Genomic DNA, 18,361 nt, shown 5'->3' on the forward strand with positions numbered 1-18,361 from the left:
GCGATCACGCGCGGCGCGTGTCGGTGCCGAGCAGTCGCCGGAAGCGACGCACCAGCGCCGACGACTCGCGCAGCTCGGTGCCCGCCGCGTCGAGCGCGCGCGCGAGGCCCTCCTCGAGCGACGGCGCGATCGTGAGGTGCGCGGGATCGAGGCGCGGGCGCGCCACCGCGAGCCATCGCTCGTCGATGCCGCTGAACACGCACGCGACGCCGATCAGGCGCGCCGCGGCGTCGAACCCGAGCACCGTCGCGGCGAGATCCTCGGTCGGCTCGAGGGTGATCGCGACGTGCACGAGGCACGCGAGCGCATCCGCGTCGAGCAGCACGCGCGCTGCGCGATCGAGCGCGGGCGAGAGGCGATCCGGGTCGTGCTCGCCCGCGACGACCAGCGCGAAGCAGCGCGGCGCGATGCGCGCGGGCGCGAGCGCGTCGGCGGCGCGCGTCGCGGCGTCGTCCTGGACGCGCTCCTCGATCGCCGCGCAGTAACCCTCGACGATCACCGATCGCAGCGACGCGATCACCGCGGGTGCGGGCGCCCGATCGATCGCGACGAGCGCGGCCTCGAGCGCGTCGACGAGCACGAGCGCGACGCTCGGGGTCGCGCGATGCAGCGACGCGCGCCGGCCGAGCAGCGCGCCCAGCGCGAGCGCCTCGCGGAACTCGAGCGCGCGCGGATCGGCGCCCGCGGAGCCGATCGCGAACTCCAGCGCTTCGATCACCGGGCGCGCCTCGAGCGCGAGATCGTCGATCAGGCGAGCGTCCTCGCGGAACGGAACGCGCAGCGTGCGCCGGAAGATCTCGAGCGCGTCGGCCACGAGCACGATCGTACCGGGGCGCGCACCGCGAGGCGAGAAACCAGGGCGCACGGAAACACGGGACCGGGAACCACGCGTGCTAGCTTGGGCGTCGATCGCGAGGAGGCGTGAGATGGCGATCGTCGTTCAGAAGTACGGCGGCAGCTCGGTCGCGGACGTCGAGAAGCTCGGGCGCGTCGCCGAGAAGGTCGTCGCGGCGCGGCGTGCGGGCGAGGACGTCGTGGTGGTCGTCTCGGCGATGGGCAAGACCACCGACCAGCTCCTCGCGCTCGCGAAGCAGGTCGACGAGACGCCGCCACGTCGCGAGCTCGACATGCTGCTCACGACCGGCGAGCGCGTGTCGATGGCGCTGCTCTCGATGGCCATCCAGAAGCGCGGCGTCGACGCGATCTCGTTCACCGGATCGCAGAGCGGGATCATCACCAACGATCGGCACTTCGACGCGCGCATCATCGAGGTGCGACCGCATCGCATCGAGGACGAGCTCGCGCGCGGCAAGGTCGTGATCATCGCGGGCTATCAGGGCATGAGCTACCGGCGCGAGATCACGACGCTGGGGCGCGGCGGCAGCGACACCACCGCGATCGCGCTCGCGGCCGCGCTGGGCGCGGCGCGCGCCGAGATCTACAGCGACGTCGACGGCGTGTACTCCGCCGATCCGCGCGTGGTGCCGGACGCACGTCATCTGCCCGAGCTCACGTACGAGCAGATGCAGGAGATGGCGGACGTCGGCGCGAAGGTGCTCAACGCGCAGGCGGTCGAGTTCGCGCGGCGCGCCGGCATCGCGATCCACGCGCGCTCGACGTTCCAGCCGGGGCGCGAGAGCGTGGTGCGTCGCACGGTCGAGGGCGGTGGGACCGCGGTCGTCGGGCAGAAGGGGATCGTTCGCGCGCGGGTGCGCGATGCGAGCGCGCTCCGTGATGCGCTCGCGATCGCGAGCGAGTTCGCGCTGCCGGCGCGCGACGTCTCGCTCGAGAGCGACGGTGCGACGCTGGTGCTCGCGACCTCGCTCGCGCCCGACTGGGCTGCGGCGCGCGCGCGCCTCGAGCGCGAGGTGGCGGGCATCGCGATGGAGAGCGGGCTCGGCGCGGCGTCGGTGGTGGGCGGCGCGACGAGCGAGGCGCTGCTCGACGTGATCGCGGCCCTCGGTCGCCGCGAGATCGTGGCGCGCGGCATCGTGCAGAACGCGACGCGCATCTCGGCGCTGGTGCGCGAGGACGACGTGGATCACGCCGTGCAGACGCTGCACGAGGAGATCGTCGCGAAGGAGTGAGCGCCATGAGTCGACGCGCGTGCACGCTGGGGATGCTCTTCGGCCTCGTTTCGTGCGTGAGCGTCGCCATCGCCTCGAGGACCACGGCGCAGGAGCACGGCGTGCGCTTGCAGCTCGACGACGTCGCGGGGCTCGGGGGCGGCTCGAGCTCGGCGTTCGTGTCGATCCCGCGCGAGTCGGTCACGGTCGAGGTTCTCGAGGGCTCGCCCTGCGAGGGCGTGCGCCTGGCCGGCACTGGAACGGTCGAGAACGCGGCCGCACGCACGATGTATCTCACGATGACGCTCAACGAGACGTCGTCGCAGGGGCGCCTCGGTGTCGGTGCGTGCCCCGGCGCGACCATCTCGATCGAGCTCGCGGACGGAACGACGCTCGAGCTCGACGACGGAGAGCTCGACCTGAGCCAGGTGGATCTCGACGCCGGGCGGGTCGAAGGGCGGTTCACCGGGACCGGCACGCGCTTCGGCGAGCTGACGACCGTCTCGGGCGATTTCCGCCTCGCGTTCGTGCCGCTCCCCACGCGCTGAGAAGTGTTCGAAATCGGCTCCAGCTGGACCTGAGTGAACGCGGGCCGGCCCGCGTGGTACACGTTGGCCTCATGGCCGAGACGATCCTCGTCGTCGACGACGAGAAGAACATCCGCCGGACGCTGCGGATGGTGCTCGACGCAGAGGACTTCGAGACGCTCGAGGCGTCGAGCGCGGAAGAAGCGATCGAGCTGCTCGGCGCGCACGACATCGATCTCGTGATCCTCGACGTGCGCCTGCCAGGCATGAGCGGCATCGACGCGATCGCGGAGATGCGCACGCGCCGCGAGGGGCTGCCGATCCTCGTCATGTCGGGGCACGGCACGATCTCCGACGCGGTGCAGGCGGTGCAGCGCGGCGCGCTCGACTTCCTCGAGAAGCCGCTCGATCGCGATCGCGTGCTGGTCTCGGTGCGCCACGCGGTGCGCACGTCGAAGCTCGAGCGCGAGGTGCGCGCGCTCAAGCTGGACGCCGAGGTGCGCTACGAGATGATCGGCACGAGCGCGGTGATGCGCCGCCTCTACGTCGAGCTCGAGAAGGTCGCGCCGACGCGCGGTCGCGTGCTGATCACGGGCGAGAGCGGCACCGGCAAGGAGCTCATCGCGCGCGCGATCCATCGGCTGAGCCCGCGCCGCGAAGAGCCCTTCGTGAAGGTGAACTGCGCCGCGATCCCCGCGGAGCTGATCGAGAGCGAGCTCTTCGGCTACGAGCGCGGCGCGTTCACCGGTGCGCAGGGACGCAAGAAGGGCCTCTTCGAGCTCGCGCACGGCGGCACGCTGTTCCTCGACGAGATCGGCGACATGTCGCTCGCCGCGCAAGCGAAGGTGCTGCGTGCGCTGCAGAGCGGAGAGATCACGCGCGTCGGTGGCGAGAGCGCGATCGCGGTCGACGTGCGTGTCGTCGCGGCGACCAACAAGGATCTCGAGGACGCGGTGAAGCGCGGCGAGTTCCGCGAGGATCTCTTCTTCCGCCTCGCGGTGGTTCCGATCCGAAGCCCTTCGCTGCGCGAGCGGCTCGAGGACGTGCCCGCGCTCGCGGCGTCGTTCCTCGACGAGTTCTGGCGCGAGAACGGGATCCGTCCGAAGCCGATCGATCACGGCGTGCTCGAGGCGCTCGCGTCGCGACCTTGGCCGGGCAACGTGCGCGAGCTGCGCAACGTGGTGGAGCGCATGGCGATCCTCAGCGGTGATCGCATCACCGTCGCGGATCTCCCGGAGATCCCGCGGGTGCCGGTCACGCCGGGCGCGATGCCGCTCGCGATGCCGAGCACGCCTGTGCCGACGGCTTCGAGCGCGCTCGCGTCGAACGGCAGCGAGACGCTGCGCGAGCATCGCGATCGCGCCGAGCGCGAGTACATCCTCGCGACGCTGCGCGCGTGCGAGTGGAACATCTCGAAGGCGGCGACGCTGCTGGGCGTCGAGCGCACGAACCTCCACAAGAAGATGCGCGCGCTCGGCCTTCGCCGAGAGTGACGTTCGCTAGACCGCGGGGATGCTCGAGCGGCGCGCGAGCTTCGCGCGCAGGAAGCCCGCGAGCTCGTCCATCGAGTACGGCTTCGGCACGAAGCCGATCGCGCCGACCGCGGCGCGCTCGATCTGGCGCTCGGTGAGGTGGTACGCGCTCGTCAGCACGACGCGCACGTCGGGGTGCCTCATCCGCATGCGCCGCGCGAGGTCGAGCCCGTTGATGCCGGGCATCATGAGATCGACGATCGCGATGTCGGGGCAGTTGTGCTCGAGCCACTCGAGCGCGTGCTCTCCGTCTCGCGCCTCGCTGACGACGAAGCCCTCGAGGCGGAGCCCGATCGCGAGGCTACGACGATGGTTCTCCTCGTCGTCGACGATCAGGATGTGCGGTGCATTGACTCCCACCACGTCCGGCGGTTCTCCTGCGGGCTCCGGCTCTCGCGCTGCGAGGCTGCCCGACGGATGGAAAGACGGTGCAAGAGCGAAAGTAGCGGGAGGAGCGCGCCCCGGGGGTCTGGGGGGGCAGCCACGGAGCGCGGCCTCCCTGGGTCAGCCGTTCAGCAGGTGATGTGCCATTCGGAATTCCGAAGAAAACTCGCGGAGCGCACATCATCCCCGCCGCACGACTGCAATCCCGGCGGACCCTTCGCTTTCAACTCTGAAAGTGCCTCGACGATCGGTCAGCTGTGCACGTTGAGGCGCTTCATCTTGCGCCACAGCGTCGTCGCGGAGAGACCGAGCACCTCGGCCGCCTTCTCCTTGTTGCCGTCGACGTCGCGCAGGACCATCTGGATCGCATCGCGCTCGGCGCGATCGACCACGTCCTGCAGGGTCTGACCGCCGCCGCTGCTGGCCGGCATCGCCGCGGGCCTCGACTGCTGCTCGAGCGGCACGATGTCCTCGAGCCGCACCTTGCCGTCGACCGAGAGCGCGACGCCCTGCTCCACCATGTTCTCGCACTCGCGCACGTTGCCCGGGAACTCGTAGCGCGTGAGGTAGTCGACGACGCCTTCGCCGAACTCGACGCGCCGCCGCATCTTCTTCGCGTACTTCTCCTTGAAGAACTCGGCGAGAAGCGGGATGTCCTCGCGGCGCTCGCGCAGCGGCGGGAGCATGAAGCGCGCGACGTTGAGTCGATAGTAGAGGTCCTGGCGGAAGCGCTTCTCCGAGATCGCCTCCTGCAGGTCCTGGTTCGTCGCGGCGATGATGCGCACGTCGACCTGCACCGGCTTGTTGTCGCCGAGGCGGCGGATCTCGCCTTCCTGGATCGCGCGCAGCAGCTTCGCCTGGAACGCGGGCGGGGTCTCCGCGATCTCGTCGAAGAAGAACGTGCCGCCATTGGCCTCTTCGAAGAGGCCTTTGCGCGTCGCGACCGCGCCGGTGTACGCGCCGCGCACGTGCCCGAAGAGCTCGCTCTCGAGCAGCGTCTCGCTGATCGCGGCGCAGTTCACGCTGACGAAGGGCTTGTCGGCGCGCGTGGAGTTCACGTGCACCGCGCGCGCGACGAGCTCCTTGCCGGTGCCGCTCTCGCCGGTGATCAGGACCGTCGTGTCGGTCGGCGCGATGCGCACGATGCGCGCGAGCACGTCGCGGATCGCGGCGCTCCGGCCGATGATGTTGTCGAACCCGTAGCGCTCGCGGAACTCCGCGGCCATCGCGGAGACCTCGCCCGCGAGGGTGCGCTTCTCGACCGCGCGGTCGACCTTGACCAGCAGCTCTTCTTCGCTGAACGGCTTCTGGATGTAGTCGTACGCGCCGATGCGCATGGCCTCGACCGCGCTCTCGATCGTGCCGTACGCGGTCATCACGATGACCTCGGTGAGGTGCGAGACCTCCTTCACGTGCCGCAGCACCTCGATGCCGTCGCGCCCGCCCATCTTGAGGTCGGTGAGCACGAGGTCGAAGGAGTCGGTGTGCACCACCTCGCACGCCTCTTCGCCGTCGGCGGCTTCCGATACTTCGTGGCCTGCGCCACGCAGCATCAGAGAGAGCGTCGTGCGCATGTTCCGCTGGTCGTCGACGACGAGGATCTTCGCCATGAGGGCCTCTAGGTGTAATGCCCTCGCGCTCGCGGCTCAATCCTCGGTGTCGAACGTCGGCGGAGGGCCCATCGGAATGCGCTGCTGCGCGTCGACCGCGCGGTCGATGGCGCGGCGCAGATCTCCGAGCTCCTGCTCGGATCGGTAGGCGCTCCAGCCCGCCAGGACGAGCGCGACGAGCGCGACCGCCAGGGCGGTCGCGGCGAGCCGGCGGGCGACGGGATCGCGGCTCACCCTGCCCCACCCGGCTCGGCGCGCGGAGGCGGCGTCGCGCCGCGCTCGACGTACCCGCGCGCGTCGCGACGCACCCGGACGAACGCCGGCGCGCCCACGAACGTGCCGGTCGGCGCGTCGAGGTTCCACTGCGCCCCGTCGTGCTCGAGCTCGACCACCGGCACGACCTCGTAGATCCCGGCGTCGTCGAACGTGCCCTCGGGGCAGAACGTGCGCGCATCGAGCGCGAAGCTCGGGCCACCGCGCTCCGAGAGTCGCTGGAACAGATCGGCCGGCACCGCGCCACCGCCCTGCGGGATCGCGCACACGACGTCGGCGTCGGGACCGTGCACGCGGAACGAGAAGCGATCGGGGCGCACGTAGGCGCGCACGCGCCCGCTGCGCGAGCGCACGCGCACCGAGAACGTCGTGACCGAGCGCCCGTCGCGATCGGACATCACGACGCGAACGCGCGCGCTCGGGTCGGGCTCGCTCGGGCGCGGGATCGCGTCGAGGTGCACCGTGGTGGGCCCGAGCTCGCGATGATCGACCGGGGGCTCACCGAGCGCGCGGAGCGTCACGTCGCCGCGCCGTGCGCGGCGCGGACCGAAGGTGATCGCGACGTCGCCGCCCGCGCGCAGCGCGTCGAGCGCCCGGCCCCAGCAGTACTCGCGCAGATCGATCCACTCCTGCCACGACTGGCCCGCTTCGAGCCGCACCACACGATCGGCATCGAGCCGCGCGGGACGCTCGGGGTGCTCGCACGTGAGCGGACGGCGCGCGCCCTCGGGGCGCACCTCGATGCGCAGGAGCCGTCGATCGGCGTTGAGCTCGATCGGCGCGCTCGCCTGGATCGTGAGCACGCGACGGTAGGGCTCGCGCGCGGCGTCTTCGGTGGGAAGCGACGCGAGCGAGAGCTCCGCGGGAGGCGGAGGCGGAGGCTCGCGACGTCGCCGGCGTTGCTGCTGCGCAGCGCCGATCGACGGGAGCGCGAGCACGATCGCGAGCGCGAGGGGGATCGCCTTGCGGATCACTTCAGGATCTCCTCGATCGCGCGGCGGACCTCGTCGCGGACCTCGCGCGGGAAACAGAGCCGCGGGCGCACGATCGCCTGATCGCGCAGGCGCTGCAGCGGGAACGAGATGTCGCCGAGCCGGCGCAGCGGCTGGTGGCGCAGGAGCACCCAGAGGCCCTTCGCGGGATCGCTCTCGTCCTCGGCGTACGGCACGTCCTCGGCGACGTCGACGTAGACCTGCAGGTCCGCGCGGATGCCGTGGCGCTCGGTGATCTCCGCCGCGCGCCGGCGCGCTTCTTCCCAGATCGGCTCGGAGCCGGGCTCGTCGGGGAGCGGCACCGTCTTCGGCAGCTCGCGACGACGGAGGCGACGCGCGAGATCGGCGAGCACCACGTCGCGATCGCGCTCCCACTCCGCGAGGCAGTGCATGAGGATGTTGTCGTCGAGCTCGAGGTACCGCTCGAGCGAGAGCGGCTCGCCGAGCACCGCCGCGCGCATCGCGTGGGGCACGACGCTCGGCCCCGCGCCCTCGCGGATGAGCTCGGCGACACGCACGAAGATCGCCCGCACCAGGCACTCCGCCGCGCGCGTGGCTTTGTGGTGATAGACCTGCTGGTACATGAAGTGCCGCGCGAGGAAGAATCCCTCGATGGGCGGCAGCCCCTTGCGGCCTTCGATCGCGAGCGCCCAACCGCCGCCGGGAAGCTCGGCGAACGCGAGCGCGCGCAGCAGCCAGTCGAGATCGTAGATGCCGTACGCGACGCCCGTCATGTGGCTGTCGCGCAGCAGATAGTCGCAGCGATCGACGTCGAGCACGCCGCTCACCGAGGACGCGAGCCAGCGCTTGTCGTGCGTCCCCTGGATCAGCGCGGCGACGCGCGCGGGCATGTCGGGATCGAACGCGACGAGCGCACGATGCACTTCGGTCGACTCGTCGAGGAGGATCTCGACCGTCCACTCCTCGTGCGCGCGTGCATGCGGCAGCACTTCCTCGAAGAGATGCGACATGGGCCCGTGCCCCAGGTCGTGCAGCAGCGCAGCCGCGATCCCTTCGCACGCAGCGCGCTCGTCGAGGCGGAGCTGCGCGGGCACTCCGTCGCCCTCCTGCCGCGCGCGCACGCGCTCCTGGAGCCGCGCCATCACGTGCGCCGCGCCGACCGCGTGCGCGAAGCGCGAGTGCTCGGCGCCCGGGAACACCAGCGACGTGAGGCCGAGCTGACGCACGCGACGGAGGCGCTGCACCTCGCGCGTGTCGAGGAGCGACTGCACGAGGCGCTCGGCGTCCCCCTCGAACGCGACGAGCCCGTGGACGGGATCCCGGAGGATCATGGCGCGCGCGTCATAGCACGGGCTCCACACCGGCCCGAGCCCGGCGAGCACACGTGCTAGCGTCGCCCCGCGATGCGACGTGCCATCCCCCTCGCCGCGGTCCTGCTCTGTGTCTCGCTCCTCGTGCGTCACGACGTGCGCGCGCAGGAGGCGCCGATCGTCTCTCCGCTCGCGACCTCGCTCTCGCAGCTCGTGAGCGAGGCCGGCTTCGGCGAGACGGTGAGCGTGACCGTGCTCGATGCGGCGACCGGACAGACGCTCTTCTCGCACCAGAGCGAGCTCGCGCTGAACCCCGCGTCGAACATGAAGCTCGTGACCGCGGCGGCGGCGCTCGCGCGGCTCGGCCCCGAGTTCCGCATGCGCACCGCGCTCTACGGGCGCGTCGAGGGCGACGGTGTCGCGACGCTCTCGCTGCGCGGCTTCGGCGATCCCTCGCTGACGCAGGCGGACCTCGTGGAGCTCGCGCGCGATCTCGCGGACCACGGCGTGCGGCGCGTGGGCGAGGTCGTGGTGGATGCGACGTACTTCGAGGGGCACCTGCTCCCGCCCGCGTTCGATCAGCAGCCGGGTGAGGTCGCGCCGTTCCGCGCGGCCACCGGCGCGGTGTCGGTCGACGCGAACGCGTACACGCTGCGGGTGCTCCCGGGCGCGACGGTCGGCGCGCCGGCGCGGGTGCGGCTCGATGGCGCGGGGTACTTCGCGCTCGAGAGCACGATCACGACGAGCGAGTCGGGCCAGCCCTCGATCGTCGCGATCCAGCGCGATCAGGGCGAGCACATGCAGCTCGCGCTGCGCGGCACGATGCCGGTCGGCGTGACCGGCGTCTCGTACCGCCGTCGCATCGAGAACCCGCTCGCGTGGGCGGGGCACCTCACGCGCGATGCGCTCGCGGCCGCAGGGATCCGCAGCAACGACGCGGTGCGCATCGCCGCGACGCCCGACGACGCGGCGCTCCTCGCGCAGCACACGTCCGAGCCGCTCGCCGAGATCCTCAGCGCGATGGGCAAGCAGAGCGACAACTTCGTCGCGGAGATGGTCTTCCGCGTGCTCGGTGCGGAGCGCCATCGCCCGGGTCGCGTGGAGGACTCGGTGGCGGCGGTGCGCGACGTGCTGCGCGAGGCGGGCGTCGAGCCCGACCGGGTGCAGATCGTCAACGGCTCGGGGCTCTTCGACGGCAACCGCATCGCGTCGGGCGACCTCGCGCGGCTGCTCTCGTGGACGTACCGGCAGCCCGGACTGCGCGCCGAGTACGTGTCGCACCTCGCGATCGGCGGCGTGGACGGCACGCTCGCGGGGCGCCTGCGCGACCTGCCGCGGCCGCGCATCGTGCGTGCGAAGACGGGCACGCTGAACGACGCCATCGCGCTCAGCGGCTACGTGCTCGGGCCCGACCCCGATCGCGCGGTCGCGTTCAGCGTGATCGTGAACGGCGCGCGTGGTCGGCACGGCCCGGCGCGTGGGCTCTGCGACGGAGTCGCGCGGGCGATCGCACAGCAGCTCTGGGCGGGCCGCTGAGCGCTCCTGGCGCGTTCGTCTCGGAGCTGAGACCTGCCCGTTTGCACGGGTGAAAAACGGCACGAGCAGAGCTGAAACGAAAGAAGCCCCGACCGTCTCCGGTCGGGGCTTCTTCTTCACGGACGATCGCGCTCGCGATCACTCCTTGATCTGGCGACGGATCTTCGCGAGCGCCTGCTCCTGGAGCTGGCGGATGCGCTCGCGCGACAGGTTGTACTTGTCGCCGATCTCCTTGAGCGTGAGCTCGTCCTCGTCGTCGAGGCCGAAGCGCCAGCGGAGGATGCGCGCCTCCATCGGCGAGAGCGTGTCGAGGAGGCGACGCACCTCGTCGCTCCACGTCTTGCTCACCAGCTGCTCGTACGGCGTCGGGACGTTCTCCTGCTCCAGGAAGTCGATGAACTTCCGGCCGTCCTCGTCGTTGACGGGACGGTCGAGCGAGAACGGGGTCTCGGCCCAGTAGCCCTTGATCTTCTCGAGCTTCTCGGCCGCGATGCCGGTCTCCTTCTCGAGCTCCTCGGGCGTCGGCTCCTGGCCGGTGCGGGTCGCGATCGCCTGGGTCGCACGCGCGACACGGTTGTACGTGTCGAGCATGTGCACCGGGATGCGGACCGCGCGGCCCTTGTCCGCGAGGGCGCGCGAGATCGCGTGCCGGATCCACCACGACGCGTAGGTGCTGAAGCGATACCCACGGTTGTGATCGAAGCGCTCGACGGCCTTCATCAGGCCGATGTTGCCCTCCTGGATCAGGTCGATCAGCGGGAGGCGGCCGCGGTTGTAGCGTCGCGCGATCGACACCACGAGGCGGAGGTTCGCCGCGACGAAGCGGTTCTTCGACGCCTGCTGGGCGTCGCGCGCCTCTTCGACGCGCTGGAGATACTTCTTGAACGCCGGCGTGAGCTGCACGCCGTCGACGACGAGGTCGCGCTCCGCGGCGAAGTCACCCGCGGCGCGGTGCACGGCGCGGTCCGACTCGTTCACGAAGATGCGGTCCGAGTCGAGCAGGCGCATCGTGGTCGAGAGCGCGGTCGCGGTCTCGTCCCACTTGTCCTGCTCCTTCTTCGCCATCTTGCCGGGCGTCTTGCCCTTCGTGGCGCCCTTCGAGAGCTTGCGGAGCGACGCGAGCTCCGGCAGCGGGTGCTCGGTGACGAAGCGCTCGATCGTCGTCGCGACCGTGTCGACGGCCGGCGGATACGAGAGCAGCGCCTCCCAGTAGCCGATCTCCAGCCGCTCGACCTCCTTCGCGGCCTCGATCTCTTCCTGCGGGGTGAGCACGCGGTGGCCCGCCATCTCGCGGAAGTAGCGGCTCAGCGTCGAGTCGCCGCCGCCCTGACGCTCCATCTCCTTGAGCGCCTTCTCGGCCTCGGCCTGCGCCTCGGCGAGCTGCTCGGGATTGGGCTCGTCGTCGAACGACGGCTCGCTCTTCTCCTCCAGCTCGGCCTCGTCGTCGTCGCGGCTCGCCGGAGCAGCCGCCTTCGCCGCGCTGCCCGTCTGCGATGCCGATGCTCCTGCCTTGCTGGCCATGGCGTCCCTCTTCTTCTCGCGCCCGGGCTTTCCCTTCCCCGACGCGGTCTCGATCTCGCTGCTGCTGCGGCTCTCGAGCTCGCTCTCGTCGGCGGCCAACTTCTTACCGCCCTTCGCCATTCCGGCGGACGCCGCGGTCTTCGCGGCGCTCGGCTTCGTGCTCCCCTCGGCCACCACCCTCGATCCCTCCCGCGACGACTTCGCCGATCCGTCCTTCGCGGTCGCGACGTCCTTCGAGCCGCCGGTCGCGTCCCTCGAGGTCACCGTCGCCTTCGAAGACACCGGCGTCTTCGGAGGCGTCGAGGAGGCGCGTCCAGTGCCGTTCGAGGCTGCACGGGACGTGCCATTGCGTGCACGCTTGGTCACAGGATCACCTCGAGGCGGGAGCAGCTGGTCGACATCTCGGTTCGGAGTGGCGTCGCTCGCGGGGTTCGGCTCATGAAGCTAGGCTCGGCGTCCTTCGGGCGTGAACGCCCTTCGGTGAGTGCGTGGGGATCGACGTACAACAAGCGCAACCCCGTTGGATTCCGGGTCCGCCTCCGACGTTCGACGAGGAGCTCGGAGAGGCCGTGACACTGCGCGAGCAGGACAGACGGATCAGGCCCCGCGGGGCGATTGCGATCGCTCGATCCGTCGGCGCCGGGGACGGCGTCGCAACCGGTCCCGACGCGCGATTACTCCTTTCGTCGCGAAAGCACAACACCTTCGTGCAACCAGTCGAACGATTCCGTCGGTCCCGCAGGGCGCCGGCCACGCGAGTGGCCGGCGGCGGCGACTTCCGTGGCCGCCACGCGCCGTGCGCGCACGCAGCCCACGTGCCGGCGATCGCCGCGATCGCGCTCGGCCTCGTGCTCTCCGTCGCGCCGACTGCGAGCGCAGCGCCCCTGCCGGTCGACGGCGCGGTGTCTGTGGGGCTCCCGCCGACGCGAGTCCAGGTGCGCGTCGAGGCGACGGACCAGGGCACGCGGATCCGGGCCCGAGCGGGCGCGCACACCGCCGAGGTCACGGTGCCCGGCGTGCTCGCCGAGGCGGACGTGGAGCGCGTCGCGCTCTCGGGCGGCGCATCGGTGGCGCTGGTGCGGGGCCGCGGCGAGGGCGGACGGGTCGCCGCGCTGATCGTCGTGCGGCGGGGTCGGCCGGAGATCCCGTGGACGGGCCGGCTCGACCTGCACGGAGATCCCGGCGAGCGCACGAGCGACGTGCTCGACGTGAGCGATCGGACGGGCGACGGCGTGCCCGACGTGGTGATCGGGCAGGCGCGCGAGGGCGTCGGGCTGTGCGGGGAGCCGGCGGCGCTGCTCTATCCGCGCGCGCTGGACCCGGCGAGCGGCGAGCTGCGGCCCGTGGTGCTGCGGCGGGTCGGGGCGGGCGAGGAGGTCGCGATCACGGCGACCACCGAGAGCCCGGGGCCGACCGGACCGCCGGTGGTTCGGGCGCTGCGCGCGGCGGGCGCGTCGAGCGCGCTCGGGGTCGACGAGGACGCGCGGGCGCTGGGGCAGCCCCACGCGCTGGTCGACGGTCGTGAGGAGACGTACTGGGCGGAGGGGCGCGGGGGTGCCGGAGAGGGCGAGCTGGTGTCGCTGCGCTTCGGTGCGGGAATGCCGATCCGCGCGCTCGCGATCACGAGGGCGCGCGCCGAGGGGATTCGCGCGCCGCGCGAGCTCTGGATCGTGGGGGATCAGGGGCCGCGGCTGCGGGTGACGCTGCCCGAGACGTTCGAGGGGCGCGCCTGGATCGTGCCGCCCGCGCCGCTCGCGTGGTCGTGCTTCGCGGTGGTGCTCGCGGATCCCGGCGGAGATGCGGGGGCGCGCACCGGGATCGCGGAGATCGAGGCGTTCACCGACGTCGATTTCGGCGCGGGGATCGACGCGCTGGTCGCGGAGCTGGTGCGCGACGGTGAAGGCGGCGATCGCGCGACGCAGTGGCTCGGTCGGCTGGGCGAGCGCGCGGTGGTGGCGCTCGAAGGGGCCTGGGAGCGGCTCGGGACCCGAGGGCGCGTGCGGGCCGTGCGGGTGGCGTCGGAGGTCGCGGGCACGGCGAGCGAGCCGGCGCTGGCGCTCCTGGCGCGTGCCGCGGCGGACCAGAGCGAAGAGGTGCGCGCGGCCGCGCTCGGTGCGCTCGTCGAGCGTGGCGCCGAGGCGCGCATCGCGGCGCTGACGGCGCTCGAGGGCGCGCCCGGAGAAGACGCGGCCGCGAGGCTGGAGCGCGGCGAGCGTGCGTTCCCGATCGCGCCGCTCCTCGGTGCGGTGGCCGCGGAGGGCGGAAGCGAGCGGCCTCGGCTGCGCGCGGCGCTCGCGCGCGGCGTGGCGCTGGGTGGCGATGCGGCGCGGGACGAGCTCGCCGCGGCCGAGCTGTCGATCGCGGCGCGGGCGTCGGTCGCGCTCGGGCTCGCGGAGAACGAGGCCACGCGTGCCGTCGCGGCGCCGCTGGTGGAGCGCGCGGCGAGCGAGGCGAGCACGTTCGCGGATCGCTGGCGCACGGCGCGCGCGGCGGCGGGTGTGGAGCACAGCGCGGACGTCGAGGCGCGGATGCAGGCGTGGGCGCGCGAGGCCGAGGAGTGGATGCTGCGGCGCGCGGCCGTGGAGGCGCTCGGCGCGGGGTCGACCGAGGTGTTGCGGGAGCGCGCGCTCGAGGATGTGTACCCGCGGGTGCGCATCGCGGCGATCGAGCGGCTCGCGCAGGCGGGAGCGCTCGAGGGTGCGACCGCGAGCGCTGCGGCGCGTGATCGCTGGCCGATGGTGCGCGTCGCCGCGCTCGATGGGAGCGTGGACGCGGAGGGCGGACGCGAGCGGGCGCGCGCGGCGCTCGGCGACGATGCGCAGATGGTGCGGCGACGCGCGATCGAGCACCTCACGCGGCTTCGCGATCGCGAGGCGTGGCCGGCGATCGAGCAGCGCCTGCGCGACACGCGCGAGTGGCCGATGGTGATCGACGCCGCGCTCACGTACGTGTCGGATCTCTGCGTCGTCGAGGCGGGCGAGACGCTCGTCGAGGTGATCCGGCGCGGCGCGCGCGAGGGTGCGTGGGAGCCGAACGTCGAGAACGCGGGGCTCGCGCTTCGCGTGCTGACGCGGCTCGGCGGGCCGTCGCTCGAGGACGGACGCACCGTCGCGATGCGGGGCGGCGAGTCGCTGCGCGCCGCGGTCGAAGCGTCGCGGGCCTCGACCGAGGAGACCTGCGCAGCGGGACGGGAGTGAAGTGAAGGGTTCCCACGGTTTGACGTGCGTGGTAGCGTCCGGCTCGCTCGCTGGGTCGCGTGCACCCTCGAGCGGGGAAGACATGAATCGTCAGTCGATGCGAGCGCGGATCGGATGCGTCCTGGCCCTCACGCTGGCCCCCCTCGCGCTGAGCGCGTGTGGCGAGCAGGCGGCGGCGGATCTCCAGATCGAGCGTCTACCCGACGTGAGCCCGAGCCTGCCGAACGTCCCGACGATCCCGCCGCCGCCGCACCCGGTGACCTATCCGGACAGCAGCTACAGCGTGTACGGCGTGCGTCGGCGCGAGGGCGTCACGATGAACACCGACGTCGCCGTGACCGGCTACATCGTCGAGATCTACACGCCGCCGGAGTGCGAAGAGGGCCGCACCTGCCCGACGCCCGCCGCGCCGCACCTGTGGATCGCGGACACGCGCGGTGAGGCCGAGGAGTCGAACCGGCTGATGATCGTCGGCTACGCCGAGAACCAGGCGCAGATCGACGAGGCGGTCGAGCAGGCGCGCCGCGGTCGCTACGAGCCGCCGGATCCGGAGACGGGCCTGCTGCCGATCCCGACCGACTTCTTCGTCGGCAACAAGGTGAAGATCAACGGGCGCTTCACGCGCATCTCGGGCAGCGGCTTCAACGTGAGCGAAGGCCTGCTCGAGTACCGCGGGCACGAGACGCTCGAGCAGTCGCCGGAGGCGCAGGCCGCCGCGACCCAGCGTCGTCGCTGAACGAGAGGCGACGGAAGCGGGTGACGCCCTCGAGCCGCATGGCTCGGGGGCGTCCGCGCTTGGAGCCCAGCTCGGACCGCGGCGAGCAACGCCCAAACCGATCCGAGGCCAGCTCCCGCTGCCTTCCGCGCCACCGAAACCGACTGGAGGCCAGCTCCAGCTGCCTTCCGCGCCACCGAAACCGACTGGAGGCCAGCTCCAGCTGCCCTCCGCGCCACCGAGACCGACTGGAGGCCAGCTCCAGCTGCCCTCCGCGCCACCGAAACCGACTGGAGGCCAGCTCGAGCCGGGTCTTCGGCGGTTCGAAACCGCCGCGGGGGCAGCTCCAGCCGGGTCTCGGACGGTTTCAGTGGTCCGACGGGCAGCTCCAGCCGGGTCTCGGACGGTTTCAGTGGTCCGACGGGCAGCTCCAGCCGGGTCTCGGACGGTTTCAGTGGTCCGACGGGCAGCTCCAGCCGGCTCCGCGCCCCGGAGACGCGCCTGGAGCACGGTCAGGGCTGGTAGTCGACGAACGCGCGCGCGACCGGCGCACCGAGACGGAAGCCGATCGCGAGATCGCTCCGTCGCGCGTGGTACCAGCCATCCGCGCCCGCAGCGCCCGGGGCGCCGACACGCAGCTCGTACTGCTCCGGCGTGCCGGTGCGGCGATGGATCTCGAGCACCAGCGTCGGGCTCGCCATCCCGTCCGCCGGCGCGGGCTCGCCGTAGCGCGTCGTGCCCACCGCCCGCATCGACGCGAGGCGATCGAAGATGAGCGTGGTGCGCGCCTCGTCCGCAGGGCCCTGCCCTGCGGTCCATCCGTCGCCCTCGCGGCGCAGCTCCACGCGCTCACCGCCTCGGACCAGCACGAGCGACTCGAGCTCCGAGGTCTCGACCGCGAGCAGATCGCGGCTCGCGAGCGGGCCCTCGAGATCCGCGATCAGATCGCTGGCGACGACGAACACCGCGGGGTCCTCGCCGAGCTGGGCGAACGCGCCGCCCTCGGTCGCCGCGCCGATGCGCAGCACGAAGACGCGCGGCGGCGTCTCCTCTTCGTCCTCGTGCTCGCCGTGATCGTGGTCGTGCTCTTCTGCGGCGTCGTCCTCGTCGGGCAGCGGGCCCTCGAACGTCGCCGTGACCACGAAGCGCGGGCGCTCGAGGCCGTGCTCGGCGCTCGCGCGATCGGCGACGAAGCGCACCGCCGTCAGCGACGCGACCGCGCGCACCACGTCGCGCGTCACGACTCCGTCGGCCGCGACCTCGACCGGCGTGGTCACGCGCCACTCGGTGCCGCGCTTCTGCACGCGCTCTTCGACGCCCCCGCGCAGCACGACGACGTCCTGCGCGTTCGTCTCGACGTCGCGCACGAGACGGCGATCGCGGAACCGGATCGCAGGCGCCGTGAGGAGCTCCGCCGCAACGAGCGGGAAGCGCGCGATCTGCGGATCGTCACCTCGGCGGACCCACACTCCGTCGGCGTCGGTCGCGCCCAGCGCGACGCGCTCGCTGCGCTCCTGATCGCTGCGATGCAGCGTGATCGTCGCGCGCGGCGTCGCGAGCCCGCGGGCCCGCAGTGCCTCGTCGGTCGCGGGCTCGTACGCGAGCGCTTCCTGCGCGCGCATCTGGTTGGTCCAGTCGGCGATCGCGTCGTCGTCGGCGGCGCGCTCGTCCTCGCCCTGGACGATCTGCCAGCCCATGTCCTCGCGGCGAAGCTGATAGCCGTCGAGCTCGGCGCGCTCCATCTCGTCATCGCGCATCGCGACGAGGCGGCTCTCGCGCAGACGATCGACGCCGAGATCGAGCGTCGAGATCGACTCCGCGGTGACGCACACGATCGGGCCTTCGTCGCCGACCATCGCGACGACCTCGGCCTCGCGGCCCGGGCATGCACCACCGATGCGCAGGCGCAGCGGCGTACGATTCGCCTCGTTCTCCGCACGATCGCGGCGCACCACGAGCTCGCGCGAGGGCTGCGCGAGATCGGCCTCGTCGAGGAAGCGCGTCGCGCGCACCTCGCGCAGCATCGAGAAGATCTCCTCGAGCGACGACGTGCGCGCGAGCGCCTCGTAGGGCTCGCGCAGCATCCACCCGCCCTCGGTGCGCTCCACGCGCGCGCGCTCCTGCTGCGTGCTGAGCTCGACCGCGCTCACGTCCGCGCTGCGCAGCGAGTCGAAGAGCTCCTTGCGGCGGAAGTGCGCGACGTCGTGCTGCAGCGCCTCGACGAAGTCCTGACCGACGACGAACGCCTCGTCGGGTCGATCCGACACGCCGACGTACACGCCCTCGCCGCGCGGATCTTCACCGCCGAGCGCGACCGTCACGTCCTCCCCCGCGACGGTGAAGCGCACGGTCGCGCGCGGCTCCGCGAGCCCGAAGCGCGTGCGATCCTCGTCGGTGATCCCGCGAAGGGAGCGACGCGCCTCGAGCCACTCGAGCGACGAGAGCAGCTGGTCGACCGCGTCCTGATCGGCGTCGCTGTCGATCGGCGCGGTGAGCTTCCAGTGCCCGAGCTCGAACTCGTCGAGGTCCTCCTCGCGATCGCGATGCAGCACGATGCGCGTCTCGCCGCTCACCAGCTCCACGTCGCTCACGCGCGGCCGCACGAAGCGTTGCAGCACGCGCCCGCGCCGCGCCTCGAGCTCGCCGGTCGAGAGCATCCCGCTCTCGAAGATCCCGATGAAGAGCGCCATCGCGAGCGCGATGACGCCCAGCACGATCGTGGTTCGCTTGGACATCG

The 18,361-nt window shown here is 72.1% G+C and carries 15 protein-coding genes; 7 read left to right on the forward strand and 8 right to left on the reverse strand.

Annotation, left to right across the window (positions count from 1 at the left end):
• Window positions 1-4: 4 nt before the first annotated feature.
• Window positions 5-814, reverse strand: a complete 810-nt coding sequence (locus I5071_RS14100) for a hypothetical protein (protein WP_236605966.1) — start codon at window positions 812-814, stop codon at window positions 5-7.
• Window positions 815-926: 112 nt separating this feature from the next.
• Here I5071_RS14100 and I5071_RS14105 point away from each other — a divergent pair, with 112 nt between their 5' ends.
• From I5071_RS14105 to I5071_RS14115, 3 genes are all read left to right on the forward strand, one after another.
• A complete protein-coding gene (locus I5071_RS14105) occupies window positions 927-2,087 on the forward strand; it encodes an aspartate kinase (protein WP_236605967.1) in 1,161 nt (386 codons plus the stop codon).
• A gap of 5 nt (window positions 2,088-2,092) precedes the next feature.
• Window positions 2,093-2,614 (forward strand): hypothetical protein, encoded by a 522-nt coding sequence (locus I5071_RS14110; RefSeq protein WP_236605968.1) that lies wholly within the window; start codon window positions 2,093-2,095, stop codon window positions 2,612-2,614.
• Between the two features lie 71 nt (window positions 2,615-2,685).
• Complete coding sequence (locus tag I5071_RS14115) at window positions 2,686-4,086, forward strand: sigma-54-dependent transcriptional regulator (protein WP_236605969.1); 1,401 nt, start codon at window positions 2,686-2,688, stop codon at window positions 4,084-4,086.
• Between the two features lie 6 nt (window positions 4,087-4,092).
• On the opposite strand, the gene I5071_RS14120 is transcribed toward I5071_RS14115, so the two are convergent.
• The 5 genes from I5071_RS14120 to I5071_RS14140 form a co-directional block, all read right to left on the reverse strand.
• Window positions 4,093-4,488 carry a response regulator transcription factor gene (locus I5071_RS14120; protein WP_236605970.1) on the reverse strand — a complete coding sequence of 132 codons (396 nt, stop codon included), beginning with the start codon at window positions 4,486-4,488 and terminating at the stop codon, window positions 4,093-4,095.
• Between the two features lie 272 nt (window positions 4,489-4,760).
• Window positions 4,761-6,119: a sigma-54-dependent transcriptional regulator gene (locus I5071_RS14125; RefSeq protein WP_236605971.1), complete on the reverse strand. Its 1,359-nt coding sequence runs from the start codon at window positions 6,117-6,119 to the stop codon at window positions 4,761-4,763.
• A 36-nt stretch (window positions 6,120-6,155) separates the two neighbouring features.
• Window positions 6,156-6,353 carry a hypothetical protein gene (locus I5071_RS14130; RefSeq protein WP_236605972.1) on the reverse strand — a complete coding sequence of 66 codons (198 nt, stop codon included), beginning with the start codon at window positions 6,351-6,353 and terminating at the stop codon, window positions 6,156-6,158.
• Window positions 6,350-7,366, reverse strand: a complete 1,017-nt coding sequence (locus tag I5071_RS14135; protein WP_236605973.1) for a hypothetical protein — start codon at window positions 7,364-7,366, stop codon at window positions 6,350-6,352. Before I5071_RS14135 ends, I5071_RS14130 begins: the two co-directional genes overlap by 4 nt.
• A complete protein-coding gene (locus I5071_RS14140; RefSeq protein WP_236605974.1) occupies window positions 7,363-8,676 on the reverse strand; it encodes an HD domain-containing protein in 1,314 nt (437 codons plus the stop codon). Before I5071_RS14140 ends, I5071_RS14135 begins: the two co-directional genes overlap by 4 nt.
• Window positions 8,677-8,748: 72 nt before the next feature.
• Between I5071_RS14140 and dacB the strand changes: the two genes are divergently transcribed.
• Window positions 8,749-10,191 carry a D-alanyl-D-alanine carboxypeptidase/D-alanyl-D-alanine-endopeptidase gene (gene dacB / locus I5071_RS14145; protein WP_236605975.1) on the forward strand — a complete coding sequence of 481 codons (1,443 nt, stop codon included), beginning with the start codon at window positions 8,749-8,751 and terminating at the stop codon, window positions 10,189-10,191.
• A gap of 138 nt (window positions 10,192-10,329) precedes the next feature.
• On the opposite strand, the gene I5071_RS14150 is transcribed toward dacB, so the two are convergent.
• On the reverse strand, window positions 10,330-11,712 hold the full coding sequence (locus I5071_RS14150) for a sigma-70 family RNA polymerase sigma factor (RefSeq protein ID WP_236605976.1): 1,383 nt from the start codon (window positions 11,710-11,712) through the stop codon (window positions 10,330-10,332).
• On the opposite strand from I5071_RS14150, the gene I5071_RS14155 reads away from it, so the two are divergent.
• The 3 genes from I5071_RS14155 to I5071_RS14165 all read left to right on the forward strand — a co-directional run bounded on the left by I5071_RS14155 (window position 11,711) and on the right by I5071_RS14165 (window position 15,645).
• Window positions 11,711-12,154 carry a hypothetical protein gene (locus I5071_RS14155; RefSeq protein WP_236605977.1) on the forward strand — a complete coding sequence of 148 codons (444 nt, stop codon included), beginning with the start codon at window positions 11,711-11,713 and terminating at the stop codon, window positions 12,152-12,154. The two genes, I5071_RS14150 and I5071_RS14155, sit on opposite strands and share 2 nt — an antisense overlap.
• Window positions 12,155-12,281: 127 nt before the next feature.
• The gene (locus tag I5071_RS14160; protein ID WP_236605978.1) at window positions 12,282-14,909 is read left to right on the forward strand and encodes a hypothetical protein; all 2,628 of its coding nucleotides are present in this window, start codon (window positions 12,282-12,284) and stop codon (window positions 14,907-14,909) included.
• 97 nt (window positions 14,910-15,006) lie between these two features.
• Window positions 15,007-15,645 carry a hypothetical protein gene (locus tag I5071_RS14165; protein WP_236605979.1) on the forward strand — a complete coding sequence of 213 codons (639 nt, stop codon included), beginning with the start codon at window positions 15,007-15,009 and terminating at the stop codon, window positions 15,643-15,645.
• Between the two features lie 491 nt (window positions 15,646-16,136).
• Here the strand turns inward: I5071_RS14165 and I5071_RS14170 are convergent, their stop codons facing one another.
• Window positions 16,137-18,359, reverse strand: coding sequence for a DUF4340 domain-containing protein (locus I5071_RS14170; protein ID WP_236605980.1), 2,223 nt, complete (start codon window positions 18,357-18,359; stop codon window positions 16,137-16,139).
• Window positions 18,360-18,361 lie beyond the last annotated feature (2 nt).

This window comes from Sandaracinus amylolyticus, assembly GCF_021631985.1.
GTDB classification, from domain to species: domain Bacteria; phylum Myxococcota_A; class Polyangia; order Polyangiales; family Sandaracinaceae; genus Sandaracinus; species Sandaracinus amylolyticus_A.